Origin of the sequence: Streptomyces sp. NPDC005794, assembly GCF_042871445.1 — a bacterium.
GTDB lineage: Bacteria > Actinomycetota > Actinomycetes > Streptomycetales > Streptomycetaceae > Streptomyces.
The window spans coordinates 101,534-125,978 of record NZ_JBIAIN010000005.1; the positions used below are offsets into that span (position 1 = coordinate 101,534).

Here is a 24,445-nt window from a genome sequence, read left to right on the forward strand (position 1 = left end):
GGCAGTACACAGCGGGCGGCGGACAGAGGGGGTAGTACCGTGGCCGGACACGAGTCCGGCCTGGCCTCTCGCCCGCACGAGGTGACGAAACGTTGAACGAGTACCCGCCGCCCACGCCCCACCCCGCGAACGCGCACCCTGCCCGCGTCTACAACGTCTGGCTGGGCGGCAAGGACCACTATCCGGTGGACCAGGAGGCAGCCGAGCTCGCCGCAGGGGCCAACCCGACGATCGTGCCGTCGGTCCGGGCGAACCGGGCCTTCCTCGGGCGCGCCGTGCGGCACCTCTCGGCGGCCGGGATCCGTCAGTTCCTGGACATCGGTACGGGCATTCCCGCCGCGGACAACACTCACGAAGTGGCGCAGCGGGCCGCCCCCGAATCGCGTGTCGTGTACGTCGACAACGACCCCATCGTGCTCACCCACGCCCGCGCTCTGCTGGTCAGCGGCCCCGAGGGGCAGACCGACTACGTGCAGGCCGATGCGCGGGACGTGGACGCGATCCTCGAAGCGGCCTCCCGCACCCTGGATCTGGAGCAGCCGGTCGGCCTGATGCTGGTGGCGATCCTGCAGTACATCAAGGACGCCGAGGACCCGTGGGACATCACCCGCCGCCTCCTGGACCGCCTCGCCCCGGGCAGCTACCTCGTCCTGTCCCACCCGGCCGCCGACGTGACCGCCCCCGAGGTCGCCGAGTCCATGCGGATCTACAACGAGCGTGCCGCCAGCAACGCCTCCGCCACCCCGCGCACCCAGAAGGAAGTGGAACGCTTCTGCGACGGCCTGGAGATCCTGGAGCCGGGCGTGGTCACCCTGACCCGCTGGCGTCCCGGACCGTCGGACACCCCAGACGACACCCTGCCCATGTGGTGTGCCGTCGCCCGCAAGGCGTGACGGCGGCTGTCGGCGGCCGGGATCGGGCGGTTCGCGTCGCTGCGGGTGGTGGTCTTCGCCCCGGCGCCGTCGCCGTCGGACGCCCCCGCACCGAGCAGGCCGGCGATCGTCATCACGGCCTGATCCGCCGGGCCCCCTCAGGGTCCCCTACGGGCTCAGCTCACCTGCGGCGGCGCATGGAGGTGGAGCGCCCGGCGCAGCACGCCGAGGGACGCGGTGTGGAGGGCGGCACGGACGGTGTTCCACCTGACCCAGCGGCCCTCGAACGCGGCGCGCGCGTCCCGGAGCCGGTCGGGTGCCGTGTCCGGCGGCACCTTGTCGAGCGTGTCGTTGAGCGGGACGTTCTGTGTTCCGGTGACGAGGAACGCCGCCGCGTACAGCACAAGCGCCGCGATGATCCAGGGCAGGGCTCCCGGGCTGTACCCCTTCGCGGCGAGGGCCGTTGCCAGCACCAGCAGCGGCGGCGGCAGCAGGAAGGGAACGAGGAACCAGCCGTTGATGACGGCCCGGTTGATGTGCTGCATGCTCTGGACGAACGCCCGGTCTCCGGTGCGGGAGAGGCCGGGCATGACGGCGTACGCGAAGGCGGTGAACAGCCCGGCCATCAGGGCTGCCCCCACGGCCGAGGCGAGGAGTGCCGCGGTCTGCAGTGTTCTCACGCGTGCTCCGGATCCGGGACCGAGGCCCATTCGACGAACTGGAAGACGACCCCGTTGGGGTCGGTGACCTGGAACAGACGCTCACCCCACGGCTCTTCGCGCAACGGCATCGTGATCTCGACGCCCTCGGCGCGCAGCCGCTTCTCCTCGTCCTCGATCCCGGTCAGGGTGAAGGCGAGGATCAGCCCGGAGGCGAGCTGATCGCGCTGCGCGGCCGGCAGTACGTCGATGCCGCGGCGCAGGAGGACGATATCGGCCGCGGCGTCCTCACGGGCGAGGGAGGCGAAGTCCTCGGTGGCAGCGGTCTCCTCGTAACCCAGGTGGGTGGTGAGAAAGGCCTTGGACGCGGCGACGTCCTCGACCGTGAGCGAAACGGTGGATGCGGTGATACGCATGTGGCTCCTCATGCTGAAGTGACGTGTCACGGGGGAAGTCGGCGAGGCGTCAGCAGGTACGACGGCGAGGGATCTCGTCCGCGTCCGGACCACCCCCCGGAAGCGAACGGCGGCGGACGTCCGCCAGGGCCGGCGCTTCGGCTCGCGACCACGTCGTACGGCAGGCCCGTCGGTCCGGCCGGTGAGGAGAGTTGCCGAGTCGACCCCTTCGCATACAGATCCTTCACTCGAGCACATTTTTACTATGGAAGTAATTTTAGCCCGAGCGCATCTCGCTCGTCAATAAAAGTGCGACGGGAGTAAATTTCCCGCACGGACGCCCGGCGGCCCACTCCCAGCGCCTCACCGGCGGCCACACAACTCCCGCACAGCGGAAACACCTTGACCCGCATGGGGCAGCCGGCGGGAACGACGGCCCCCACCCCCCGTGAGGCAGTGGGCGCCGATACCCCGGGAGGGTGGCGGCAGCCGTGCACAGCGCGGTCACATTTATGCCATACGATGCGCACACCTGTTCCCAGTTTCTTCCGTTTGAGGATGCCCACGTCATGTTTTTCGGTGTCACGTCCCGTTCAGCACGCGGCATGTCAGCCGCAGTCGCCGTTCTCGCGATCGGCGCGGTGGGCTGTGCCGACGCCATCGACAGCGCCAAGGCCGGCGCCAAGAAGGCAGTTCGTCAGCGGTCGGTCTTCTCACTCGCCCCCGGCGACTGTTACAACCCGAACAGCTCGGCGACGGCGAGCGAGGAGTTCAGCGTCGAGATCGTGCCCTGCGAGGAGGCGCACGAGGGTCAAGTCGTCGGCGAGTTCGCCATTGAAGGGGAGTCGGCCTACCCGGGTGACGAGGGTGCTTCGAAGATCGCCGACGAGCGATGCCCGGCGGTGTCGCAGAAGTTCGTCTCCGACTCCTGGGCGATACCCAAGGGCGTCGAACTCTTCTACTACTACCCCACGAGCGCGAGCTGGAAGACCGGCGACCGGGCCGTGAGCTGCACGTACGCCAAGGAGAAGGGCACATTCTCCGGTTCGCTCAAGGACGAGTCCCTGAACGCCGACCAGCTCGCGTACCTGAAGGGCGCGAGCGCCGTCTACGAGGCGCTGTGGAGCAACCAGCCCGAGGCGGAGCAGGTCGAGGAGGACCTGGCCGGCTACAAGAAGCAGGCCAAGGCCGTTTCGGCCGCGCTGAACACCCACCTGACGAACCTGAAGGGTGTGGAGCAGCCGGAGACCGTCAAGCTCCGCTCGCAGCTGACGGAGACCGCGGAGGCGTGGGAAGACGCCGCCACGGCCGGTAACACGGACGACTTCTACGTCGCCTACGACCTGGCCTTCACCGGCATCGACCCGAACAAGACGGTTGCCGCCCGCAAGGAGTTGAAGCTCGCCACCACCGTCCCGGCCGACGACGCCGAGGTCTGGGCCGGCTGATCCACCGACGCACGGCCACCGCGCGAGGCCGCCTCCTGTCCTCCGGCTCCCGCCGGAGGACAGGAGGCGGCGCGACGAGCCCTCCCGCACGCCGGGGACATGCACGCCAGCAGTCATCTCATTCGTGGCGCATGACGCCACCCGGTATAAAAGTACAACGAGCGTAAACTCTCTCCATGAACACTCGGACGAGCACTGAGCCGACGGGCCTCCGCGAGACGAAGAAGCGCGAGACGCGGCAGTTGATCTCCGACCACGCGACCAGGCTCTTCGTCGAGCAGGGCTTCGAGCGGACGACGATCGCCGAGATCGCCACCGCCGCCCGGGTCGCGAAGAAGACGGTGACCAACTACTTCGCGCGCAAGGAGGATCTGGCGCTGGATCACCAGGACGAGTTCGCCGAGAGCCTGGCACGTACGGTCCTCGGCCGCGCCGCCGGTGAGTCGGCTCTCGCCTCCCTGCGCCGCGCCTTCCTCGCCTCCGTCGCGGCGCAGGACCCGGTGGCGGGATTCGCCGGTCCCGAGTTCTCCCGGATGATCGCCGACAGCCCCACGCTCTCGACCTGTCTGCGGGGCCTGCACGACCGGCGCGAGGACGCGCTGGCCGAAGCGCTCGCCGAAGCGGCGGGCACCTCGGCCGACGACATCACCGCGTGCACGGCCGCGGCCCTGCTGGGCGGAGTGCACCGCGTACTGTTCCGGCGCATCCAGGAGCTGACGCTCGCGGGCCGTGGCAACCCCGAGATCGCCGCGATTCTCGAGGAGGAGGCCACCGTCGCCTTCGGCCTGCTGGAACCGTCCCTCGCGGACTACGCGACTGCTTGAGGGCCGCCACCCGGTACGTACGGCCTCTCATCACCCGCAGATCAGCGCCGCCAGCGCCCTGGGCGCGCCTTCGGGTCCCCTGATGCCGGGAAAGGCGTTGACGTCGACCACGACGGGCTCGCCCGTGCGGTCCAGCACGTCGATCCCATAGACGTCCAGGCCGAAGACCTCACCTGCGTACAGGGCCAACCGGGTCCAGGCGGACGGTGGTTCACCGGTCACCGGGGCGGGCAGCGGGCTCGTGGTCCCCACCGTGCCGGGTGCGGGGCGCAGGCCGGTGAACACCTGGCCGGCGATGACCCACAGCTTGTGGTCCCAGCCGCTGTTCGGGGTGAACTCCTGGACCACCACGGGCTCCTCGGGCCACGCGGCGGCGAGTTCGCGAAGCCGTTCCGGGCCGTCCACACGGACGACCAGGTCCCCGCGACGGCTGTGGCGGCTCTTGACCATGAGCGGATACCGCTCCGCGTCCGGCGGGAGCGCGGACAGCGCCGGCAGGGTGCGGGTACGCGGCATCGGGATCCCCGCCCCCGCTGCCACATCCGCGATCCGGCTCCTGTCCTGGCAGAGCTCCGTCGCCGCGGCCGAGTTCACCACCCGGGCGCCCCGCGCCTCGAGCGTGCGGGCCAGCGCCAGGGCCGAGGAGGTGTGCGCCTTGAGCAGGTAGACATCGGCGAGGGCGGCTCCGTCCGCCACGCCTGCGGAATCCGGATCGGCGTACGTCACCTCGTGCCGCGCCCGGAGCAGCAGGGAGGCCGTGGCGGCGAGCATCGGATGATCCGGCTTGTCGGTCAACAGGCACACCCTCATATGGTGTTGTTCTCCAGCGCGTCGACGAGGACGGCCGGTTTCGGAGCCGGGATCTGCACAGGCAGGGGCAGGAGCGGTTCCGGGCCGATCAGCCGCCCCGGCCCGGTGATTCCGTTCCCGCGCCTGGCCAGGCCGAGGATGGCGTCGGCGACCCGGTCGACGGAATCGGGGACCTGCCGGAAGCTGGGGAAGTCGTTGATGTCGACGACGACGGGGCCGTCGGGCCCCAGCACGATGTCGACGCCGTACAGATCGAGCCCGAAGACCTCTCCGACCCGTGCGGCCACCGCGGCCACCTCGGCGGACAACGGCACGCCCCCCTCGTCGACCGGCCGGTCGGGGTGGAGCGGCGACTGCCGCCGGGTGGCGTGGAGTTCTCCCGCGAGGCTGTACACCTTCAGATCGGCACCGGAGTTGGGTACGTAGGGCTGCGCGATGAGCCGCCCTCCCCCGGCTTCCTCCCCTTCCCCGGACGACAGCCCCGCCGGACCGGGCACCAGACGGACCCCGCGGCCCGAGCTGCCCTCGGCGGGCTTGACGACCAGGGGGAAGAACTCCTCCGGGACGGCGGCGAACAGCGCGGCCCGTGGGGCGGTGTACGTCACCGGAACCGGCAGCCCGTGCTGTCGCGCGATCACCGAGGTCAGTGCCTTGTCGCGCACAGGGCGGATGGAGCGGGCGTCGTTCACCGTGGTCAGCCCGACGGCCGCGGCGGCCTCGAGCAGCGTGAGCCCCGGGCCCCCGGAGACGGTCTTGAGTACCCAGGCGTCGTGGGTCCCGCCCCGGATCTCCTCGGAGACGCACATCATGGAGGTGCCCGGCCTGACCACATCCACGTGATGCCCCAGGGCCTTCAGCCGCCGGACCACATCGAGCGGCATGCCGTCCTGCCGGTACAGCTCTTCGACGAGGAAGCAGAGCTTCATCCAGGAACTCCTCGGCGCCACCGTAGGAACGTGAGCGCACAACGATCCGCGCGGCGCCCTTCAGGACGCCCCCGAAATGGATACGCTACGTCACATTCACCCCCAAGCCTGAGTGGTGGGTGCCTGGTGGCCCGCGACGCGGACGGACACCGGGCTCCACACCCCCGCCCTCCCGTCCACACGCACGAGGAACGACCGTTGAGCCCTTCCCCTTCCCCCTTCCACCTCGTGCCGGGCGCACCCGGATCGCCGGTGCTGCTGCACGTCCCGCACTCCTCCCGGGCCGTTCCGGAGCAGGTACGCGGCGGCATCCTGCTCGGTGACGAGGCGCTGGAAGCCGAACTCGACCACATCACGGACTCCCACACGGCCGATCTGGCCGCCAGGGCCTCCGAGGCCTGCGCGGTGGCCCCCTGGCGCTTCGTCAACGGCCTGTCCAGGCTGGTCGTCGACCCCGAGCGGTTCCCCGACGACCGGGAGGAGATGCTGGCCGTCGGCATGGGCGCGGTCTACACCCGCACCACGCACCGGAAGCCGCTCCGCCCGGCCGACGCGGACCCGGAGCCGCTGCTGGACCGGTATTTCCACCCGTACGCCCGGGCGATGACCGCGGCCGTCGACGAACGGCTCGCCGCCACGGGACGCGCCGTCGTCATCGACGTCCACTCCTACCCGGCCACCGCGCTGCCGTACGAACTGCACGGCACCGGTCCGCGCCCTCCGGTCTGCCTCGGCACCGACGGCTTCCACACGCCCCCAGGACTTCTGGCCCTGGCGGAGGCGGCGTTCTCCGGATTCGGCGGCACCGGGCTGAACAGCCCCTTCCCCGGTACGTACGTGCCGCTGAAGCACTACGGGAAGGACCGGCGGGTCGGCGCGCTGATGATCGAGATCCGGCGCGACCTGTACATGACCGAGCCGGGCGGCCCGGCCGGACCGGGGCTCGACGCGCTGGCCACGGCCCTGGGCGGGCTGGTGGACGCGCTCATGGACACATGACGGGGCGCGTACGAGGCGCGCGGAAGGCCCATGACACCGTGCCGAACAACCCGCTGCCGGACTTCCTGATTCCCCGGAGGGCGTGGCGAGCTCCGGCGGTCGTCCCGCGAGGTGTTCCTCAGGCGTCGCGGTGGTGCGGGGACAGGGCAGCGGCAAGGCCCACCGCGTACTGGGCTGGCGTCCCCGCCACGCCTCCTTCACCGACGCCCCGACCCGGCACCACAACGCCTGGAAGACCGCCCAGCCGCTCAGCTGAGGGGTGGTCAGAAGCAGACCCCGCACCTCAGCAGCACGTTCGCGTACGGCCGGGCCTCCCCCGTCCGTACCACCAGGCGGGCGGACACGGTGAGCGCCTTCAACTGTTCGTGCGGCACGTGTGCCAGGCCCGGGAGGCGGGCGGTCAGGAGGCCGGAGGCTTCCGGGTTGGAGTCCCGTATCTCCTCGGCGGCGGTCGCGCCCTCCACGACGAGTTCGTCCAGCAGGCCGTCCAGGACCTCGGCGAACGACGGGACGCCCGCCCGGAAAGCCAGGTCGACCACGCGGGGTCCCGGTGGGATGGGCATGCCCACGTCGCAGATCAGGACGCCGTCGCCGTGGCCGAGTTCGGCCACGGCTCCCGCGAGGTGGCGGTTCAGGATGCCGGACTTCTTCACAGTGCAGAGACCTCTTCCGCGGTCGGGAAGGACGCCTGGGCGCCCTGCTTGGTGACGGCTGCCGCGCCGACCCGTACGGCGAACGCGGCGGCCTCGGTGAGTTCCTCGCCCAGGCCGAGCCGCCAGGCGAGCGCGGCGGTGAACGCGTCGCCCGCGCCCGTCGTGTCGACGGCGTCGACCCGGGGGCTCGGCACGCGTACGGGGTCGCCGCCCCGGGTGTCGGAGATCAGCGCACCCTCCGCGCCCAGGGTGATGACGACCGAGCGGGGACCCAGCGCGGTGAGGCCCTTCGCCCAGGACTCCGGGGTACTTCCCGCGCTGTCCCCGAGGATGTAGCGAGCCTCGTGCTCGTTGACCACCAGAGGGTCGCAGGCGGCCAGCACCTCGTCGGGGAGCGGCGCGGGCGGGGAGGGGTTGAGGACCAGACGCGCGCCCGGGGCGAGGGCGCGGGCCGTCTCCGCGACGGTGGCCAGCGGGATCTCCAGCTGCACGGAGACGACGCGGGCCGCCGCGAACAGCGGGCCCGCCGCCTTGATGTCCTCGGGGGTCAGCCGGGCGTTGGCACCCAGGGAGACCACGATGCTGTTGTCCCCCGAGGGGTCGACGGTGATGAGGGCGACGCCGGTGGGCGCCCCGCCCACGAGGACTCCGCCGGTGTCGACGCCCGCCTCCTGCTGCGAGGTCCGCAGCAGTCGCCCGTGGGCGTCGTCGCCGACCCGGGCCAGCAGCGCCGTACGGGCACCGAGTCGGGCGGCGGCGACCGCCTGGTTGGCGCCCTTGCCACCGGGGTGGACGACGAGGTCGGAGCCGAGCACCGTCTCCCCCGGCCCCGGGCGGCGGTCGACGCCGACGACCAGGTCGGCGTTGGCGGAGCCGACGACCAGCAGGTCGTACCGGGAGGGCGTGGAGTCCTCATGTGCGTGCATCTGAGATGTGCCTTCCGTGCTCAGGAGAAGTCGGCGACGTTCTGCCGGGTGACGACCTTGACCGGCACCTTCACCATGCTGTCGACCTTCTCACCGTCGGCCGCCCGGACCGCGTTCCGTACGGCGATCTTCCCCAGCTCCCCGGGCTGCTGGGCCACGGACGCGTACAGGGTGCCCGCCTCGACCGCCGTCAGGCCGTCGGGGGTGCCGTCGAAGCCGACGACCGAGACGGACTTCCCGGCCTTGCTGCCCAGTGCCTTGACGGCGCCGAGCGCCATCTCGTCGTTCTCGGCGAAGACGCCGGTGATGCCCGGGTGGGACTGGAGCAGGTTGGTCATGACGTCCAGGCCCTTGGTGCGGTCGAAGTCGGCCGGCTGGGTCGCCACGATCTTGATGTCCGGGTACGCCTTGATGCCTGCGGCGAAGCCCGCACCGCGCTCACGGCTGGCGGAGGTGCCTGCCGTGCCCTGCAGGACGATGATGCTGCCCTTGCCGCCGAGCCGGTCGGCGAGCGTCTTCGCGGCGAGCTTGCCGCCGGCGACGTTGTCGGAGGCGACGAGCGTCGCGGTCTCGGCCTTGTTGACGCCGCGGTCGGCGGCGACCACCGGGATGTCCGCCTTGTTGGCGCCGCGGACCCCGGGGCCGACCGCGTCGGAGTCCACCGGGTTGACGATGACGGAGTCGACCCCGGAACTGGTGAAGTTCTCCAGTTGGTTGGCCTGCTGCGAGGCGTCGTTCTGGGCGTCGGTGACGGTGAGGTCGATCCCGGCCGCCTTGGCCTCCCGCTGCGCGCCTTCCTTCATCTGGACGAAGAACGGGTTGTTCAGGGTGGAGAGCGACATGCCCACCTTGGTGGTGGTCCCGGAGGAACCTGACGAGAAGAAGGTCACGGCGGCGATGACAGCGGCCAGGCAGACCACCGCGATCCCGACCTGCACCGCTCCCTTTCGGCCCTTCCCGGGCCCTCCGGGCGCGGCGGACGCGCCACCTGCGGACGCGGCACCGGATCCGGCCTTGCGGCGCAGCGTGTCCAGCAGCACCGCGAGGGCGATGACGACGCCGATGACGACCTGCTGCCAGAAGGCGGACACGGACAGGAGGTTGAGGCCGTTGCGGAGCACCGCGAGGATCAGTGCGCCGATCAGGGTGCCGGATGCCTTGCCCACACCGCCGGCGAGGCTGGCGCCGCCGATGACGACCGCGGCGATCGCGTCGAGTTCGTACCCCTGAGCGGCCTGCGGCTGCGCGGAGACCAGGCGGGAGGCGAGGACGATACCTGCGACGGCGGCGAAGAGACCGGACAGCGCGTAGATGGCCAGCTTCTGCTTCTTCACCCGCAGCCCGGAGAGCCGGGCAGCCTCCTCGTTGCCGCCGATGGCGTACATCGAACGGCCGATGTAGGTGCGGGCCAGGATGAGGGCGGCTATCAGGCCCATCGCGATCATCACGAGGACGGGGACGGGCAGCCAGCCGCCGAGCGTGTCACCGAGCACGGAGACGGACTCGGGGAACGGGATCGGCCTGCCCTGGGAGATGACCAGGGAGAGACCGCGGGCCACCGAGAGCATGGCCAGGGTCGCGATGAACGAGGGCAGCTTGCCGTACGCGACGAGGGCGCCGCTGACGAAGCCGCAGGCGATGCCGGTGGCGACGGCGAGGATGACCGCGAGCCAGACCGGGACGCCTTCGGAGGTCGCCGTCCAGGCCAGGACGGTCGCGGAGAGCGCGGCGACGGAGCCGACCGAGAGGTCGATGCCCGCCGAGACGATGACGAAGGTGACGCCGAACGCGAGGATCGCGGTGACCGCCGCCTGGACACCGACGTTCAGGAGGTTCTGGGTGGTGAGGAAGTCGCCGGAGAGCAGCGACATCGCCACGAGGAGGACGACCAGTGCGCTGAGCGCGCCGTTGTCGAGCAGGAGGCGGCGGAGGGTGTGTCCGGCGCCGCCCGCGCCCGCCTTGATCGGATGCGTGTCAGTGGCCACGGGGGCCCTCCTCTGCGTGCTCGGTGGATTCGGTTACGGGGGCGGCGCTGACGGCGAGTGCCATCACGGCGTCCTGGGTGGCTTCGTGGGCGGGCAGTTCTCCGGCGATGCGGCCCTGGGCCATGACCAGGACCCGGTCACTCATGCCGAGGACCTCGGGCAGGTCGCTGGAGATCATCAGGACGGCGTGCCCGGAGGCGGTCAGCTCGTTGACGAGCTGGTAGATCTCGACCTTGGCCCCGACGTCGATGCCACGCGTCGGCTCGTCGAGGATCAGCACCCGGGTGTCGGCGAGGAGCCACTTGCCGATGACGACCTTCTGCTGGTTGCCGCCGGACAGGGTGCGGACGTGCTGACCGAGGCCCGCCATCCGTACGCCGAGCTGCTCGGCGATGCGCGCGGCGGCGGTGCGCTGTCCCTTGACGTCGACGAGCCCGGCGCGGGTCGCCGAGCGGAGGGTGACCAGGCCGAGGTTCTCCTGCACCGAGGCGTCGAGGACGAGTCCCTGGCCCTTGCGGTCCTCCGGGACGAGCCCGATACCGGCGCCCATGGCGGCGGTCACGTCGTGCTTGCCCAGGCGCTCCCCGCGTACGTCGACGGTGCCGGCGTCGTAGGGGTCGGCACCGAAGACGGCGCGGGCGACCTCGGTGCGGCCGGCCCCGACGAGCCCGGCGAGGCCGACGACCTCACCGGCCCTCACGTCGAAGCTGATGTCGTGGAACACCCCGTTGCGGGTGAGCCCTCGGACGGAGAGCAACGGCTCTCCCGTTTCCGGGCGTTCGCGCGGGTACTGCTGGTCGATGCTGCGTCCCACCATCAGCTGGACGAGCTCCGCCTCGGGTGTCGAGGCGGGCACCTGGTCGATGCTGCGGCCGTCGCGCAGGACGGTGACGCGATCACCGAGGGCGGCGATCTCGTCGAGGTGGTGGGTGATGAAGACGACGCCGACGCCGTCGGCGCGCAGCTGCCGCACGATCGCGAACAGCTTGTCGACCTCCTCGGAGGTGAGGACGGCGGTCGGTTCGTCCATGATCAGGACGCGCGCGTCGAGGCTGAGCGCCTTCGCGATCTCGACCATCTGCAGCCGGGCGATGCCCAGTTCGCGGACCCTGGCCCTGGGTGAGACGTGCAGGCCGACGCGGCGCAGGAGCACCTCGGCGTCGGCTTCCATGCGCCGTCGGTCGATCATGCCGAGGCGGCGCGGCTGACGGCCGAGGAAGATGTTCTCGGCGACCGTCAGATCGGGTACCAGGTTGAACTCCTGGTAGATCGTCGCGATCCCGAGCTTCTCGGCGTCCTGCGCGCCGTGGATGCGTACCTCCTCGCCACCGGCGAGGATCCGGCCGCTGTCCGGGCGGTAGGCGCCGGAGAGCATCTTGATGAGGGTGCTCTTGCCGGCCCCGTTCTCACCGAGCAGGACGTGCACTTCACCGCTGCGCAGGTCGAAGTCGACGCTGTCCAGGGCGACGACACCGGGGAAGGTCTTGCGTACGCCTTCGATGCGCAGCAACTCCACTGATTCGCTCACTGGTTGCTCCCGGGGGTGGAGGTGCGCTCGCCGCAGGAGCTGCGTACGACGAGGGTGGCGGGCAGGGTGACGGACTGCGGGGGGCGGCCCTCGACGATGTCGACCAGCGCGCGCACGGCGGCGCGGCCGAGCTCGCCCGTCGGCTGGGCGATCGCGGTGATCGGCGGGCCGGTGTGGACGAACCACGGGATGTCGTCGAACGCCGCGATCCCGACGTCCTCGGGGACGCGCAGGCCGCGGGCGCGGATGGCGTCCAGGGCGCCGAGCGCCATGAGGTTGTCGGCGGCGAACACGATCTCGGGCGGGTCGGGGAGCGAAAGGAACTGCTCGGTGGCACGCCGTCCGCTGTCGGCCTGGAAGTCCCCCTGCCCGATGTAGGCGTCGGGCAGAGCGAGTCCGTGGGCCCGCATCGCTTCCCGGAACGCCTCGACACGCTCGTTGCCCGTGGTGGTCGCCGCGGGGCCGGCGATGATGGCGAGCCGTCGGTGGCCGAGTGCGCACAGATGGGCGACCAGCTCCTGGATGGCGCGGTGGCCGTCCGCCCGCACCACGGGGATGTCCACTCCGGGAATCCAGCGGTCGACGAAGACCATCGGCGTACCGGTACGTGCGACGTCCAGCAGCAGCGGGGACCCGCCGTCGGCGGGCGAGACCAGGAGCCCGTCGATCCTGCGGTCCAGGAGTGTGCGGACATGGTGGTCCTGCTGCTCGGGCCGCTCGTCGGCGTTGCCGATGATCACGCTGTAGCCGAGCGCGCGGGCCTCCTCCTCCACGGAGCGGGCCAGCGCGGTGAAGTACGGGTTGAGCACGTCGCTGACGACGAGGCCGAGCGTGCGGGTCTGGTCGGTGCGCAGCGAGCGGGCCACGGCGTTGGGCCGGTAGCCGAGGGCGTCGACGGCGGCGAGGACGCGTCTGCGGGCGTCCGGGCTGACGGAGGGATGGCTGTTGAGGACACGGGAGACCGTGGCGACAGAGACTCCCGCCTGGGCCGCGACATCCTTGATGCTCGCCATTTCCGGACCACCTCCTTGTGGTTTCCGTGAGCCTCGAGACCAGCGGAACAAGCCGTGGAATCGATTACACAGGAGATTGGAATCGATTACACGACGGAAAACAAGCCCCACCTCCCGCCCGAGACCCGATCGTGACACGAGCACCCTCACGGCGCGCCGGAGGACGGCGCGCGGTGCGGAAGGTGCGGGAGCCCGAGCGTCGGCCACCTCTGGCCCGGCAGGTGGCCCGGAAAGCCGTTAATCGTGTCCGGAATTAGCCATCGGATATTCGCCATCGATGACCGGCAGCCTTCGAGGCCCTAAACGTCCCGCATCACGGACAGCCATCCGATAAGGCGAGCGCCTGCCGCTCGGAGCGCTCCGCCTTCACCACCCCACAGGCCACACGAATTTCGGCCACACCTATTCGGACAGGCGGGCCGAGAAGGACAGAAGTGCGCACGGATACAGGCGAGCGGATGACGTGACCTGGCCCTCCCGGTGTCTCCTCGGCAGACCCCGAACCCGTCCAGGATCACGGCGCCCAAGGCGAGCCGCCGATGGGCACCTCTCCCCCTCAATGGCTATTCGGCACAGGTGATTTCACTTCTTCAATCCCCAACTTCCACACTCTTCACATCTGGTTAACCCTGCAGGAATATCCGCCTGTTAGCGTATGCGTCAGGCAGAGAAAAGGTGCGGGAGGAGGTGCAAGGTGCGACATGGGACGTCCCGGTTCATACTCTTGGTCCTGACCGCGATCCTGTTGGCCTTTCTCCTTCCGGCCCCCATCGCGCCCTTCGCGTCCGCCGGCAGCGCCGCTCACACCCAGGAGTCCTCCCCCGGCTCTCCGGACACGTACACGGCCGACGCCGAGAGCCGGGGCACGCCCCAGGCCGGGCCGGAGTACGCCCCGTGCAGTCCGCCGGCTCCCGAGGGGGACCCGAACGGCCTGTTGAACACCCGTGACCGGCACCGCACGGTGGTCCAGTCCACCCCCGATACGCTCTCGCGCTGCCTCGTGACAGGCGGCACCGCGGGCCGGCCCCCGGCCGCGGCACCCGTCACACCGGCCCACGCGTATCCCCTGCCGAGATCCTCGGCCTCACATTCGCCTGCCGTACTTCAGGTGTTCCGCTGCTGAGCCGATCGTCGGCTCACACAGACCTCTCCCGCACGCTCCGCACCGTATGAGCGGTGACGTGCGGTCATGTCTTCATGCTCGCCAGCACCCCCGTTCTCGTACGTACGCCGACGCGCACTCAACCGCGCGCCAGGAGGAACAACTGGTATGCAACCCCTCATCGATCACGCCCGATCCTTCCGCGAGCGGTCCACGGAGCGTCCTGAGGAGTTCGCCCAACTGGCCCAAGGCCAGTCCCCGCAGGTCCTGTTCATCACCTGCTCGGACTCCCGGGTCGTCCCCGCCCTCATCACCGGCGCCCGCCCCGGTGAACTCTTCGAACTGCGAACCGCCGGAAACATCGTCCCCCCGTACGTCTCCGGGCAGCCCACGAGCGAGGCAGCCACCGTGGAGTACGCGGTGGAGGTGCTCGGGGTCTCCGACATCATCGTCTGCGGCCACTCGCACTGCGGCGCCGTCGGCGCGCTGGTGCGCGGCGACGACCTGACAGCCGTACCCGCCGTGCGCGATTGGCTCGCGCACTCGACTTCCCGCCCTGAAGGGGCGGTGGCAGACCCGGCCGTAGCCGAAGCCGTGAAGAACCACGTGCTGACGCAGTTGCTGAGGCTGCGCTCCTACCCGTGCGTCGAAAAGCGCCTGGCCGGGGGACAAATACGGCTGCACGGCTGGTTCTACGAGGTGCACACGGGAACCGTGCTGTCGCACGACGTGGCCTCCGACACCTTCCAGACGCTGTGAGGGCCGGCATGGACCGCCGAACCACCTTTCCCCATCTGAGGCAGGACTTCACCGCCTCGATCGTCGTCTTCCTCGTCGCGCTGCCCCTGTGCGTGGGCGTCGCCGTGGCCTCCGGCGTGCCGGCGGAGCTGGGGCTGATCACCGGCATCGTGGGCGGTCTCGTCACGGGCTTCATGCGGGGCAGCAGCCTTCAGGTGTCGGGGCCGGCCGCCGGTCTGACCGTGCTGGTCTTCGAGGCCGTGCAGACCTTCGGGGTCGCCGCACTCGGAGTGATCGTGCTCGCCTCCGGGCTGCTGCAACTCGCCATGGGCGCCCTGAAGCTCGGGCGCTGGTTCCGGGCCATCTCGGTCTCGGTCGTCGAAGGCATGCTCGCCGGCATCGGGCTCGTGCTCATCGCGGGCCAGCTCTACGCTGCGGCGGGCATGGAGGCCCCGGCATCCGGCCTGGGCAAGCTGGCCGGACTTCCCGAGGCCCTCGTGGAGGCCGCCGTCGACACCGAGGCGCTCGCGTCCCTCGCGGTCGGCGCCGGCACCATCGCGGTGATGGTGCTGTGGAAGCGCATGCCCGAGCGGGTGAGGGCGGTGCCGGGTGCCCTCGCCGCAGTCGCTCTGGCCACGCTCGCCTCCTTCGTGTTCAGCCTGCCGGTCGCCGTGGTCGAGGTACAGGGGCTCCTCGGTGCCGTCCAGCTGCCCGGGCTCGACGCGTTCAGCGCGCTCGCGAGCGTGAGCATGGTCGGGACGGTGCTGGCCTTCACGCTGATCGCCTCCGCCGAGAGCCTGTTCAGCGCGGCTGCCGTGGACCGGCTCCACGACGGGCCGCGCACGCAGTACGACAAGGAACTGATGGCCCAGGGCACCGGAAACACCGTGTGCGGGCTGCTGGGCGCCCTGCCGATGACCGCGGTCATCGTACGCAGCTCCGCCAACGTCCAGGCGGGAGCGAAGACCAAGGCGTCCCGGGTCCTGCACGGTGTGTGGCTGCTGCTCTTCGCGGCTCTGCTGCCGTCGGCCCTCGGGCTCATCCCGCTGCCGGCCCTGGCCGGGATCCTCATCCACGCGGGCTGGAAGCTGATTCCGCTGCGCACCATCGCGGCACTGTGGCGCGCACACCGGGGTGAGGCACTCATCCTGGTGGCGACGGCGGTGGCCATCGTCACGGTGAACATGTTCGAGGGCGTCCTGATCGGCCTGGCGCTCTCCGTGGCCAAGACGGCCTGGGACGCCTCGCACATCAACCTGGAGGTCATCGACAAGGGAGCGGGCCCCGTCCAGGCGTACCTGTCGGGGAACGCGACCTTCCTGCGGCTGCCGAAGATCCTCGACAGCCTGGAGGAACTGCCCCAGGACCGGCCCGTCGAGCTGGACCTCTCCGGCCTGCACCACCTGGACCACGCCTGCCGTACGGCGCTGGAGAACTGGGCGGCACGGCACAGCTCTCCCGGCACGGAGCCCGTGCAACTGACCGGACCGGCCAAGGTGGAAGTCACCTCCGGCTGACGCGTGGAAGTCCCGGCCGCAAGCCTCCAGGCTTGCGGCCGGGGCTTCCCCGTCGGACCACGCATCCACCACGCAAAAGAACCCCACCGAAGTGGGGTTCTTTCTGGTGTCCGAGGGGGGACTTGAACCCCCACGCCCGATAAAGGGCACTAGCACCTCAAGCTAGCGCGTCTGCCATTCCGCCACCCGGACAAGGTGTCTGTCGTCCCGGGGTCCTCCCCGTGGCGACAAAGAAAACAATACCAGGGGTTCGGGGTGCCTCTCACCTGCGTTTTCGGTGGTCAGTGCGGTGCGGACCCCTTCGGGCGGGTCCGACGCCGCCTTGCGTACGTTCCGTGGCGTGCCGCGTACGCGGCGTGCTCCCGGGCTGCCGTCGCGGGCATGCTGCCGGCCGGGCGGGCGGCGCCGAAGATCACCGCGGCCTCTCCTGTGAGCTGGGACTCAGGTCCTGGAGGCCGACGACCCGCAGCAGCTCGAGCCGCTCGTACGTCGGTGTGCCCGGCCGCGCCGAGTGCACGACGAGCTGCTGACTGTGGCCGTCGCTGAGCAGCACTTCGCAGTCGAGGTCGAGGAGGCCGACCACCGGGTGCAGGAAGCGCTTCGGCGACGGGCGGCGCACCACGACGTCGTGCGACTTCCACAGCTCCTCGAACTCCTGCGACGTGGAACGGAGTTCGGCCACGAGAGCGGCCGGGCCGGGGTCGTCGGGGCGGGCCCCGGCTACCGCCCGCAGGCTCGCCACGTGCGCGCGGGCATGCTGTTCGTGGTTCTCGGGCGGGGACAGGACCCGTGCGCCCGGCACCGTGAACCAGCGGCGGATCAGATTCGTGCCGGTGTGGTCACCTGCCAGAGCCACTGCCATGGTGTTCTGCGCGAGCATCTCGCCCCAGTCGCTCACGACCGACGCCGGGAGGTCGTGCAACCGGTCCAGGATCAGCAGCAGTCCCGGGCGGACGTGATCCGAGGAGCCGCCCGGCCGGGGCGGCTCCTCGCCCGCCAGGTGGAACAGGTGGTCACGCTCCGCGTCCGTGAGCCGCAGGGCACGGGCGAGGGCGGCGAGCAACTGTCGCGACGGATGGGAGCCACGTCGCTGTTCCAGCCGCGTGTAGTAGTCCGTGGACATCCCGGCGAGCTGCGCCACCTCCTCGCGGCGCAGGCCCGGGGTGCGGCGCCGCAGGCCCGCGCTCAGGCCGACGTCGCTGGGGGCCAGGCGGGTACGGGCGCGTCGCAGGAAGTCGGCGAGTTCGGTTCGGTCCACGGTTCCAGGATCCCCCGGATCCGGACGCGTATCCAGGGAGTGCCGGTCCGTGGACAGACGCGTCTCTCCCGCCGTCGCCGCCGCTCCCGCACGCTTCGGACATGGCTACGACAACGAGGAGGCCGCCATGCTGACATTGGTGACAGGAGCGACGGGCCAGGTCGGGCGACGGTTCGTGCCGCGGCTGCTGCAGAGCGCGGCGGCCGGCGACGAGGTGCGGGTCCTGGTGCGGGACGCGGCGCGCGGCGCGCGGTTCGCCGAGCTCGGCGCCCAGGTGCTGGTCGGCGATCTGCGCGACGCGGAGGCGCTCGGCAGGGCGACGGCCGGCGTGGACGCGGTGGTGAACGTCGCCGCCGCGTTCCGCGGGGTGCCGGACGAGGAGGCGCGGGCAGTGAACCGCGACGCGGCCATCGAGCTCGGCCGGGCCGCGGTGGTCTCCGGGGTGCGGCGGTTCGTGCAGGTCAGCACCGGGCTCGTGTACGGCGCGGGGCGGGGCAGGGCGCTGGTGGAGAGCGACGAGACGGTGCCGGGCACTCACCTGTGGGGCGCCTATCCGGAGTCCAAGTGGGAGGCGGAGCGTGCGCTCGGAGCCTTGGACGGCCTGAACGACCTCCGCATCGCACGGCTGCCGTTCGTGTACGGCGACGGAGACCCGCATCTCACCGACGTGATGAAGTGGGCGCCGAACTGGCCCGCCATGCAGCGCCTGCACATGGGCCACCACATGGACGTGGCGCAGGGCCTGCGGGCACTGCTGTACGCACCCGGGGCGCACGGCGTCTACAACATCGCCGACGACGCCCCGGTCACCATGGTCGACCTCTTCCAGTTCCATGGCCTGCCGGTGCCGCAGGAGGCGCTCGACAGGGACGTCCCGGACGCCTGGCACAGCGTGATGTCGACGACCCGCATCCGTCACGAACTGGGTTACCGCCCCCTGATCCCGTCGGTGTGGACGGCACGGGAGGCGGGCGTGCTGTAACCGCCGCCGGGTGGTGGGCCCTCGCGCTGCGGGGGGCCCACCACCTGTCGCGGTTCTAGGGCATGAGGTGGTGGTCCGGGAAGTTGCCCGGCAGCCTCTCCTCCCCGGGGCCGTCGGTGACGGCCCGTACGAGCAGTTCACCGCCGACGAACGCGCCGCGCCAGGAGGCACCGAAGCCGCCGAAGAGCTCCTCGCGGTCACCCCGGGAACGTGGCTTGTTGTGCCCGGTCTTGAAGGCGCGGATCTGCGGGGCCAGTCGCTCGTACGTCGCCGGGTCGTCGGTGGACAGGGTCGCGACCAGGGCCCCGTTCGACGCGTTCATGGCGGCGAGGAGTTCGGCCTCGGTGTCGACCAGGACGATCGTGTCGACCGGGCCGAAGGGTTCCGCATGGTGGAGCGGCGAGGACGGGGGCGGGTTCAGCAGCGTGACCGGGTGGAGGTAGGCGCTGGTGTCCTGTCCGGGGAGGAAGCGGGCGTCCGCCGCCGACCCCTGATGGAGGGGGACAGCCCCACGGTCGATCGCCTCGGTGACCTGGTCGTGGAGTTCCTTGGCCTTGGTGGCGTTGATCAGCGGGCCGAAGTCCAGGACCGGGAGCGGGTCGGAGGGGTGCTCCACCGCGAGAGGGTGTCCGGTCCGGAGGGAGCGCACGGCGGGGAGGTAGGCCGCAAGGAAGTCCGCGAAGAGGGTGCGCTGGACGACGAACCGGGGGTAGGCGGTGCAGCGCTGCTTGCCGTAGTCGAAGAGCTTCGGGATGACGGCGGTGAGGGACGGCCAGTCCGTGTGGTTCCAGACGCCCCAGGTGTTGAGGCCTTCCTGTTCGAGGATGTGCCGCTTACCGAGGTCGGCGACGGCGGTAGCGATGCGGGCGCCGGTGTCCCGGCCGCCGACGAAGGAGACGCAGCCGATCTCCGCCGACCGGACCAGGGGCTCGGACAGTTCGCTCCCGCTGCCGCTGAGCAGGGTGAGCGGAATGCCCTCGCGGGCGGCGAGCGCGCAGGCCAGCGTGAGGCAGGAGACGCCGCCGTCGGTGGGGGTCTTGGCGATCACCGCGTTGCCGGCCAGGGCCTGTACGAGCATCGCGTGCACCAGCACGGACATGGGGTAGTTCCAGCTGGCGATGTTGGAGACGGGGCCTGCGAGAGGGGTGCGGCCGGCCAGGAGGCGGTCGCTCTGGTCGACGTACCAGCGGACCCCGTCGACGGCTCGGTCCACGTCCGCCTGGGCGAGGCGCCAGGGTTTGCCGATCTCCCAGACCAGGAGCAGGGCGAGGAGCTCACGGTGCTCGGTCAGGGAGTCGAGGGCGGCCGAGACGCGGGCGCGGCGTTCGGGGAGCGGGATGTGGCGCCAGGCGCGGTGGGCGTCGAGGGATGCTCGTACCGCCTGCCGGGCGGTGGCCGCGTCCAGGCGGGGCGGGCCGGTGACGGGGGTGTTGTCGACGGGGCTGGTGGCGGGGAGGGGGCGGCCGTCCCGGTGCCAGGTGGCGGCCCAGAGGTTGCGGGCCTGGTCGTCCTGGAAGGCCTCGGGGGCGGTGGCGAGGCAGCGGTGCCAGGCGTCCTGCCAGGCGGTACCTGGTTTGAGGGTGAGGGGGGCGGCGGGCGGCGGTGCGGGGGTCTGTGTCATGGGGTCTCCGCTCTGGGGTGCCGGGTGCCGGGTGCGGGTGAGGGGAGCGGGGTGGGTGGGGCGGGCCTGTTTCCCCTGCCCGCCCCTTCTCGTAACCGGGGCTCAGCCGCGCAGCCTGTCCTGCGCCAGGCGGGCCGTTTCCGTGGGGCTGGCGCCCACGGCGACGCCCGCCGCTTCCAGCGCCGCCTTCTTCGCCGACGCCGTGCCCGAGGAGCCCGAGACGATCGCTCCCGCATGGCCCATCGTCCTGCCCTCCGGGGCGGTGAAGCCCGCGATGTAGCCGACCACCGGCTTGGTGATGTGCCGGGCGATGTGCGCCGCGGCGCGTTCCTCCGCGTCGCCGCCGATTTCGCCGATGAGGACGATCAGTTCGGTGTCCGGATCGTTCTCGAACGCCGTCAGACAGTCGATGTGCGTGGTACCGATCACCGGATCGCCGCCGATGCCCACCGCGGTCGAGAAGCCGGTCTCGCGGAGTTCGTGCATCAGCTGGTAGGTGAGCGTGCCCGACTTGGAGACCAGGCCGACGCGGCCGGGCTTCGTCGCGATGTCGGCGGGGATGATGCCCGCGTTCGACTGTCCCGGGCTGATCACCCCGGGACAGTTGGGCCCGAGGACACGTGTGCCGCGCGCCTTGGCGTGGGCGTGGAAGGCGACCGCGTCATGGACGGGGATGCCCTCCGTGATGACCACGGCCAGACCGATGCCCGCGTCCGCCGCCTCGACGACGGCCGCCCCGGCGAACGGCGGCGGGACGAACACGACGGTGACGTCGGCGCCGGTGGCGGCCATTCCGTCACGTACGGAGCCGAAGACCGGGACCGTACGGTCGTCGAGGTCCACCGTGCGGCCCGCCTTGCGCGGGTTGACGCCGCCGACGATCCGGGTGCCCGCCGCGAGCATCCGTCCGGTGTGCTTCATGCCCTCGGCGCCGGTCATGCCCTGGACGAGGACCTTGCTCTCCTTGCTGAGGAAAACAGCCATGGTCAGTGACCTCCCAGAGCCAGTCGGGCTGCCCGGTCGGCTGCGCCGTCCATCGTGGTGACCTGCCTTGCCTGGTGCTCGTACAGATCCATAGCCACTCCCGATCGTGCCGATTGTGAAAGTGCCGCACGCCCCCTGGACACCACCCACCGGATGCGGGATAACAAGATTCATACAGTATTCGTCGACTGTATGCAATGTACCGCGAGAGCGGCGGAGCGGCTCCCGCATCCCCTACGAAGGGACAGGACATCGCCATGCCCGAGGACAGCCAGGACAGCCAGAACCTCATCTCCGGTGGGCACTTGGTCGCCAAGGCACTCAAGGCGGAGGGGGTGGAACGCATCTACACCCTCTGCGGCGGCCACATCATCGACATCTACGACGGCTGCGTCGACGAGGGCATCGAAGTCGTGGACGTACGGCACGAGCAGGTGGCCGCCCACGCGGCCGACGGCTACGCACGGATCACCGGGAAGCCGGGGTGCGCCGTCGTCACCGCGGGCCCCGGGACGACCGACGCCGTCACCGGTGTCGCCAACGCCTTCCGCGCCGAGTCACCGATGCTCCTGATCGGCGGTCAGGGAGCGCACACCCAGCACAAGATGGGCTCGCTCCAGGACCTGCCGCACGTGGACATGATGACGCCGATCACCAAGTTCGCGGCCACCGTGCCGGACACCGCGCGCGCTGCGGACATGGTGTCGATGGCCTTCCGGGAGTGCTTCCACGGGGCGCCCGGGCCCTCGTTCCTGGAGATCCCGCGCGATGTGCTCGACGCCAAGGTGCCGGTGGGCAGGGCGCGGGTCCCGGACGCCGGCCGCTACCGCGCGTCCACCCACTCGGGAGGCGATCCGGCCGACATCGAGAAGCTCGCCGATCTGCTCGTCCACGCCGAGAAGCCCGCCATCCTCCTGGGCAGTCAGGTCTGGACGACGCGGGCCACGGATTCGGCCACCGAGCTCGTACGGACCCTCAACATCCCCGCCTACATGAACGGCGCGGGCCGCGGCACCCTGCCGCCCGGCGATCCGCACCACTTCCAGCTCTCGCGGCGCTACGCGTTCTCCAACGCCGACCTGATCGTGATCGTGGGAACCCCCTTCGACTTCCGGATGGGCTACGGCAAGCGGCTCTCGCCGGACGCCACCGTCGTCCAGATCGACCTCGACTACCGCACCGTGGGCAAGAACCGCGACATCGACCTCGGCATCGTCGGTGACGCCTCGATCGTGCTGAAGGCGGTGACGGAGGCCGCGAGCGGGCGGATCAACGGCGGATCGGCTCTGCGCAAGGCGTGGCTGGACGAACTGCGCGCCGCCGAGCAGACGGCGATCGAGAAGCGGCTGCCCCAGCTGAAGTCGGACGCCTCGCCCATCCACCCGTACCGGCTGGTGGGCGAGATCAACGACTTCCTGACCGAGGACTCCATCTACATAGGGGACGGCGGTGACATCGTCACCTTCTCCGGGCAGGTCGTCCAGCCCCGCACCCCCGGCCACTGGATGGACCCGGGCCCGCTCGGCACGCTCGGGGTGGGGGTGCCGTTCGTGCTGGCCGCCAAGCAGGCCAGGCCCGACAAGGAAGTGGTGGCGCTCTTCGGCGACGGCGCGTTCTCCCTCACCGGATGGGACTTCGAGACGCTGGTCCGCTACAACCTCCCCTTCGTCGGGATAGTCGGCAACAACTCCTCGATGAACCAGATCCGTTACGGCCAGAAGGCCAAGTACGGCGACGAGCGCGAGCGGGTCGGCAACACCCTGGGGGACGTCCACTACGACAAGTTCGCCCAGATGCTGGGCGGTTACGGCGAAGAGGTGCGCGATCCCGCGGACATCGCACCCGCGTTGCGGCGGGCGCGGGAGTCGGGGCTGCCCTCGCTGATCAACGTCTGGGTCGACCCGGACGCGTACGCCCCCGGAACGATGAACCAGACCATGTACAAGTAGCAGAGGAGCCGTTGGCATGACCAAAGCTCTTGAGGGCGTGCGCGTCCTCGACATGACGCACGTACAGTCCGGCCCTTCCGCCACCCAGTTGCTCGGCTGGCTCGGGGCGGACGTGGTCAAGCTGGAGGCGCCGAGCGGCGACATCACCCGCAAGCAGTTGCGGGATCTGCCCGACGTCGACTCCCTCTACTTCACGATGCTCAACTGCAACAAGCGGAGCATCACCCTCAACACCAAGAGCGAGCGCGGCAAGGAGATCCTGACCGAGCTCATCCGCCGCAGCGACGTGATGGTGGAGAACTTCGGCCCGGGCGCCGTGGACCGCATGGGGTTCACCTGGGAGCGGATCCAGGAGATCAACCCCCGGATCGTCTACGCCTCCATCAAGGGGTTCGGCGAAGGCCCGTACACCAACTTCAAGGCGTACGAGGTCGTCGCGCAGGCCATGGGCGGATCGATGTCGACCACCGGGTTCGCCGACGGGCCGCCGCTCGCGACCGGTGCCCAGATCGGTGACTCGGGTACGGGGATCCACGCGGTGGCCGGCATCCTGGCGGCCCTGTTCCAGCGCGAGAACACCGGGCGCGGGCAGCGGGTGAACGTGGCGATGCAGCACGCGGTGCTCAACCTCTGCCGGGTCAAGCTCCGGGACCAGCAGCGGCTGGCGCACGGCCCGCTCGCCGAGTATCCGAACGCCCAGGACACGGCCGACGCCGACGAGGTGCCGCGCAGCGGCAACGCCAGCGGCGGCGGCCAGCCGGGATGGGCGGTGAAGTGCGCGCCGGGCGGGCCCAACGACTACGTGTACGTCATCGTGCAGCCGGTCGGCTGGAAGCCCCTGTCCACGCTGATCGGCCGGCCCGAACTGGCCGACGACCCCGAGTGGGCGACGCCGGAGTCCCGGCTGCCGAAGCTCGGCAAGATGTTCCAGCTGATCGAGGAGTGGTCGGCGACGCTCCCCAAGTGGGACGTCCTGGAACAGCTCAACGCGCACAACATCCCGTGCGGCCCGATCCTCTCCACCAAGGAGATCGTCGAGGACGAGTCCCTCGCCGCCAACGAGATGGTGGTCCGCGTCGAGCACCCCGAGCGCGGCACCTTCACCACGGTCGGCAGCCCGCTGAAGCTGTCCGACTCCCCCGTCGACATCGTCACCTCCCCGCTGCTCGGTGAGCACAACGCGGAGGTCTACGTCGGCGAACTGGGCCTGGGCGACGAGGAACTGCGGCTGCTGAAGACGAACGGAGTCATCTGAG

At 70.6% G+C, this 24,445-nt stretch carries 23 protein-coding genes and 1 tRNA gene; 10 read left to right on the plus strand and 14 right to left on the minus strand.

All coding sequences use genetic code 11. The annotated features are described in order from the left end of the window. Positions 1–92: 92 nt before the first annotated feature. A complete protein-coding gene (locus ACFYQ5_RS09730) occupies positions 93–893 on the plus strand; it encodes an SAM-dependent methyltransferase (protein WP_389195607.1) in 801 nt (266 codons plus the stop codon). A gap of 155 nt (positions 894–1,048) precedes the next feature. Here the strand turns inward: ACFYQ5_RS09730 and ACFYQ5_RS09735 are convergent, their stop codons facing one another. Together ACFYQ5_RS09735 and ACFYQ5_RS09740 are read right to left on the minus strand one after the other, a co-directional pair. Then, entirely contained in the window at positions 1,049–1,552 is a 504-nt protein-coding gene (locus ACFYQ5_RS09735) for a DUF1772 domain-containing protein (protein WP_389195610.1), read from the minus strand. After that, on the minus strand, positions 1,549–1,947 hold the full coding sequence (locus tag ACFYQ5_RS09740; RefSeq protein WP_389195613.1) for a VOC family protein: 399 nt from the start codon (positions 1,945–1,947) through the stop codon (positions 1,549–1,551). Before ACFYQ5_RS09740 ends, ACFYQ5_RS09735 begins: the two co-directional genes overlap by 4 nt. 548 nt (positions 1,948–2,495) lie before the next feature. Here ACFYQ5_RS09740 and ACFYQ5_RS09745 point away from each other — a divergent pair. Both ACFYQ5_RS09745 and ACFYQ5_RS09750 read left to right on the plus strand, forming a co-directional pair. Further along, positions 2,496–3,374 carry a septum formation family protein gene (locus tag ACFYQ5_RS09745; RefSeq protein ID WP_389195616.1) on the plus strand — a complete coding sequence of 293 codons (879 nt, stop codon included), beginning with the start codon at positions 2,496–2,498 and terminating at the stop codon, positions 3,372–3,374. 176 nt (positions 3,375–3,550) lie between these two features. Beyond that, a complete protein-coding gene (locus tag ACFYQ5_RS09750) occupies positions 3,551–4,198 on the plus strand; it encodes a TetR/AcrR family transcriptional regulator (RefSeq protein ID WP_389195619.1) in 648 nt (215 codons plus the stop codon). A 30-nt stretch (positions 4,199–4,228) separates the two neighbouring features. Here the strand turns inward: ACFYQ5_RS09750 and ACFYQ5_RS09755 are convergent, their stop codons facing one another. Further along, positions 4,229–5,002: a RimK family alpha-L-glutamate ligase gene (locus ACFYQ5_RS09755; protein ID WP_389195622.1), complete on the minus strand. Its 774-nt coding sequence runs from the start codon at positions 5,000–5,002 to the stop codon at positions 4,229–4,231. A gap of 2 nt (positions 5,003–5,004) precedes the next feature. After that, complete coding sequence (locus ACFYQ5_RS09760) at positions 5,005–5,934, minus strand: RimK family alpha-L-glutamate ligase (protein ID WP_389195625.1); 930 nt, start codon at positions 5,932–5,934, stop codon at positions 5,005–5,007. Between the two features lie 198 nt (positions 5,935–6,132). Here ACFYQ5_RS09760 and ACFYQ5_RS09765 point away from each other — a divergent pair, with 198 nt between their 5' ends. Together ACFYQ5_RS09765 and ACFYQ5_RS09770 are read left to right on the plus strand one after the other, a co-directional pair. Further along, positions 6,133–6,933 carry an N-formylglutamate amidohydrolase gene (locus ACFYQ5_RS09765; protein ID WP_389195628.1) on the plus strand — a complete coding sequence of 267 codons (801 nt, stop codon included), beginning with the start codon at positions 6,133–6,135 and terminating at the stop codon, positions 6,931–6,933. Between the two features lie 130 nt (positions 6,934–7,063). Beyond that, positions 7,064–7,189: a hypothetical protein gene (locus ACFYQ5_RS09770; RefSeq protein WP_389195630.1), complete on the plus strand. Its 126-nt coding sequence runs from the start codon at positions 7,064–7,066 to the stop codon at positions 7,187–7,189. A gap of 7 nt (positions 7,190–7,196) precedes the next feature. Here ACFYQ5_RS09770 and rbsD read toward each other — a convergent pair whose 3' ends face one another. From rbsD to ACFYQ5_RS09800, 6 genes are all read right to left on the minus strand, one after another. Continuing rightward, positions 7,197–7,586: a D-ribose pyranase gene (rbsD, locus tag ACFYQ5_RS09775; RefSeq protein ID WP_389195633.1), complete on the minus strand. Its 390-nt coding sequence runs from the start codon at positions 7,584–7,586 to the stop codon at positions 7,197–7,199. Beyond that, positions 7,583–8,512, minus strand: a complete 930-nt coding sequence (locus ACFYQ5_RS09780) for a ribokinase (RefSeq protein ID WP_389195636.1) — start codon at positions 8,510–8,512, stop codon at positions 7,583–7,585. Before ACFYQ5_RS09780 ends, rbsD begins: the two co-directional genes overlap by 4 nt. 20 nt (positions 8,513–8,532) lie before the next feature. Next, positions 8,533–10,497, minus strand: coding sequence for a substrate-binding domain-containing protein (locus ACFYQ5_RS09785; RefSeq protein WP_389195639.1), 1,965 nt, complete (start codon positions 10,495–10,497; stop codon positions 8,533–8,535). Beyond that, the gene (locus tag ACFYQ5_RS09790; RefSeq protein WP_389195642.1) at positions 10,487–12,025 is read right to left on the minus strand and encodes a sugar ABC transporter ATP-binding protein; all 1,539 of its coding nucleotides are present in this window, start codon (positions 12,023–12,025) and stop codon (positions 10,487–10,489) included. Before ACFYQ5_RS09790 ends, ACFYQ5_RS09785 begins: the two co-directional genes overlap by 11 nt. Next, complete coding sequence (locus ACFYQ5_RS09795; protein WP_389195645.1) at positions 12,022–13,038, minus strand: LacI family DNA-binding transcriptional regulator; 1,017 nt, start codon at positions 13,036–13,038, stop codon at positions 12,022–12,024. The genes ACFYQ5_RS09790 and ACFYQ5_RS09795 overlap by 4 nt, the downstream gene beginning before the upstream one ends. A gap of 801 nt (positions 13,039–13,839) precedes the next feature. Continuing rightward, positions 13,840–14,013, minus strand: a complete 174-nt coding sequence (locus ACFYQ5_RS09800; RefSeq protein ID WP_389195648.1) for a hypothetical protein — start codon at positions 14,011–14,013, stop codon at positions 13,840–13,842. Between the two features lie 295 nt (positions 14,014–14,308). Here ACFYQ5_RS09800 and ACFYQ5_RS09805 point away from each other — a divergent pair, with 295 nt between their 5' ends. Together ACFYQ5_RS09805 and ACFYQ5_RS09810 are read left to right on the plus strand one after the other, a co-directional pair. Further along, positions 14,309–14,899 carry a carbonic anhydrase gene (locus ACFYQ5_RS09805; protein WP_389195651.1) on the plus strand — a complete coding sequence of 197 codons (591 nt, stop codon included), beginning with the start codon at positions 14,309–14,311 and terminating at the stop codon, positions 14,897–14,899. An 8-nt stretch (positions 14,900–14,907) separates the two neighbouring features. Continuing rightward, complete coding sequence (locus tag ACFYQ5_RS09810; RefSeq protein ID WP_389195654.1) at positions 14,908–16,395, plus strand: SulP family inorganic anion transporter; 1,488 nt, start codon at positions 14,908–14,910, stop codon at positions 16,393–16,395. A 104-nt stretch (positions 16,396–16,499) separates the two neighbouring features. On the opposite strand, the gene ACFYQ5_RS09815 is transcribed toward ACFYQ5_RS09810, so the two are convergent. Both ACFYQ5_RS09815 and ACFYQ5_RS09820 read right to left on the minus strand, forming a co-directional pair. Then, positions 16,500–16,587 (minus strand) — tRNA-Leu (locus ACFYQ5_RS09815). A 220-nt stretch (positions 16,588–16,807) separates the two neighbouring features. Further along, positions 16,808–17,653, minus strand: coding sequence for a helix-turn-helix transcriptional regulator (locus ACFYQ5_RS09820; RefSeq protein ID WP_389195657.1), 846 nt, complete (start codon positions 17,651–17,653; stop codon positions 16,808–16,810). A gap of 127 nt (positions 17,654–17,780) precedes the next feature. On the opposite strand from ACFYQ5_RS09820, the gene ACFYQ5_RS09825 reads away from it, so the two are divergent. Then, a complete protein-coding gene (locus ACFYQ5_RS09825; RefSeq protein ID WP_389196408.1) occupies positions 17,781–18,635 on the plus strand; it encodes an NAD-dependent epimerase/dehydratase family protein in 855 nt (284 codons plus the stop codon). A 55-nt stretch (positions 18,636–18,690) separates the two neighbouring features. On the opposite strand, the gene ACFYQ5_RS09830 is transcribed toward ACFYQ5_RS09825, so the two are convergent. Together ACFYQ5_RS09830 and sucD are read right to left on the minus strand one after the other, a co-directional pair. Then, a complete protein-coding gene (locus tag ACFYQ5_RS09830) occupies positions 18,691–20,256 on the minus strand; it encodes an aldehyde dehydrogenase family protein (RefSeq protein WP_389195660.1) in 1,566 nt (521 codons plus the stop codon). A gap of 102 nt (positions 20,257–20,358) precedes the next feature. Then, positions 20,359–21,240 carry a succinate--CoA ligase subunit alpha gene (sucD, locus tag ACFYQ5_RS09835; RefSeq protein WP_389195663.1) on the minus strand — a complete coding sequence of 294 codons (882 nt, stop codon included), beginning with the start codon at positions 21,238–21,240 and terminating at the stop codon, positions 20,359–20,361. Between the two features lie 257 nt (positions 21,241–21,497). Between sucD and ACFYQ5_RS09840 the strand changes: the two genes are divergently transcribed. Continuing rightward, entirely contained in the window at positions 21,498–23,189 is a 1,692-nt protein-coding gene (locus ACFYQ5_RS09840; RefSeq protein WP_389195666.1) for a thiamine pyrophosphate-binding protein, read from the plus strand. 16 nt (positions 23,190–23,205) lie between these two features. Continuing rightward, positions 23,206–24,444 carry a formyl-CoA transferase gene (frc, locus tag ACFYQ5_RS09845; protein WP_389195669.1) on the plus strand — a complete coding sequence of 413 codons (1,239 nt, stop codon included), beginning with the start codon at positions 23,206–23,208 and terminating at the stop codon, positions 24,442–24,444. Position 24,445: the final 1 nt, after the last annotated feature.

What these genes read in the sequence shown, in the direction of transcription:
- ACFYQ5_RS09740 (WP_389195613.1), bottom strand. Translation starts at nt 1,947, where the DNA reads ATGCGTATCACCGCATCCACCGTTTCGCTCACGGTCGAGGACGTCGCC.
- ACFYQ5_RS09795 (WP_389195645.1), bottom strand. Translation starts at nt 13,038, where the DNA reads ATGGCGAGCATCAAGGATGTCGCGGCCCAGGCGGGAGTCTCTGTCGCC.
- sucD (WP_389195663.1), bottom strand. Translation starts at nt 21,240, where the DNA reads ATGGCTGTTTTCCTCAGCAAGGAGAGCAAGGTCCTCGTCCAGGGCATG.
- ACFYQ5_RS09760 (WP_389195625.1), bottom strand. Translation starts at nt 5,934, where the DNA reads ATGAAGCTCTGCTTCCTCGTCGAAGAGCTGTACCGGCAGGACGGCATG.
- ACFYQ5_RS09810 (WP_389195654.1), top strand. Translation starts at nt 14,908, where the DNA reads ATGGACCGCCGAACCACCTTTCCCCATCTGAGGCAGGACTTCACCGCC.
- ACFYQ5_RS09840 (WP_389195666.1), top strand. Translation starts at nt 21,498, where the DNA reads ATGCCCGAGGACAGCCAGGACAGCCAGAACCTCATCTCCGGTGGGCAC.
- ACFYQ5_RS09745 (WP_389195616.1), top strand. Translation starts at nt 2,496, where the DNA reads ATGTTTTTCGGTGTCACGTCCCGTTCAGCACGCGGCATGTCAGCCGCA.
- frc (WP_389195669.1), top strand. Translation starts at nt 23,206, where the DNA reads ATGACCAAAGCTCTTGAGGGCGTGCGCGTCCTCGACATGACGCACGTA.
- ACFYQ5_RS09750 (WP_389195619.1), top strand. Translation starts at nt 3,551, where the DNA reads ATGAACACTCGGACGAGCACTGAGCCGACGGGCCTCCGCGAGACGAAG.
- ACFYQ5_RS09805 (WP_389195651.1), top strand. Translation starts at nt 14,309, where the DNA reads ATGCAACCCCTCATCGATCACGCCCGATCCTTCCGCGAGCGGTCCACG.
- ACFYQ5_RS09830 (WP_389195660.1), bottom strand. Translation starts at nt 20,256, where the DNA reads ATGACACAGACCCCCGCACCGCCGCCCGCCGCCCCCCTCACCCTCAAA.
- ACFYQ5_RS09825 (WP_389196408.1), top strand. Translation starts at nt 17,781, where the DNA reads ATGCTGACATTGGTGACAGGAGCGACGGGCCAGGTCGGGCGACGGTTC.
- ACFYQ5_RS09780 (WP_389195636.1), bottom strand. Translation starts at nt 8,512, where the DNA reads ATGCACGCACATGAGGACTCCACGCCCTCCCGGTACGACCTGCTGGTC.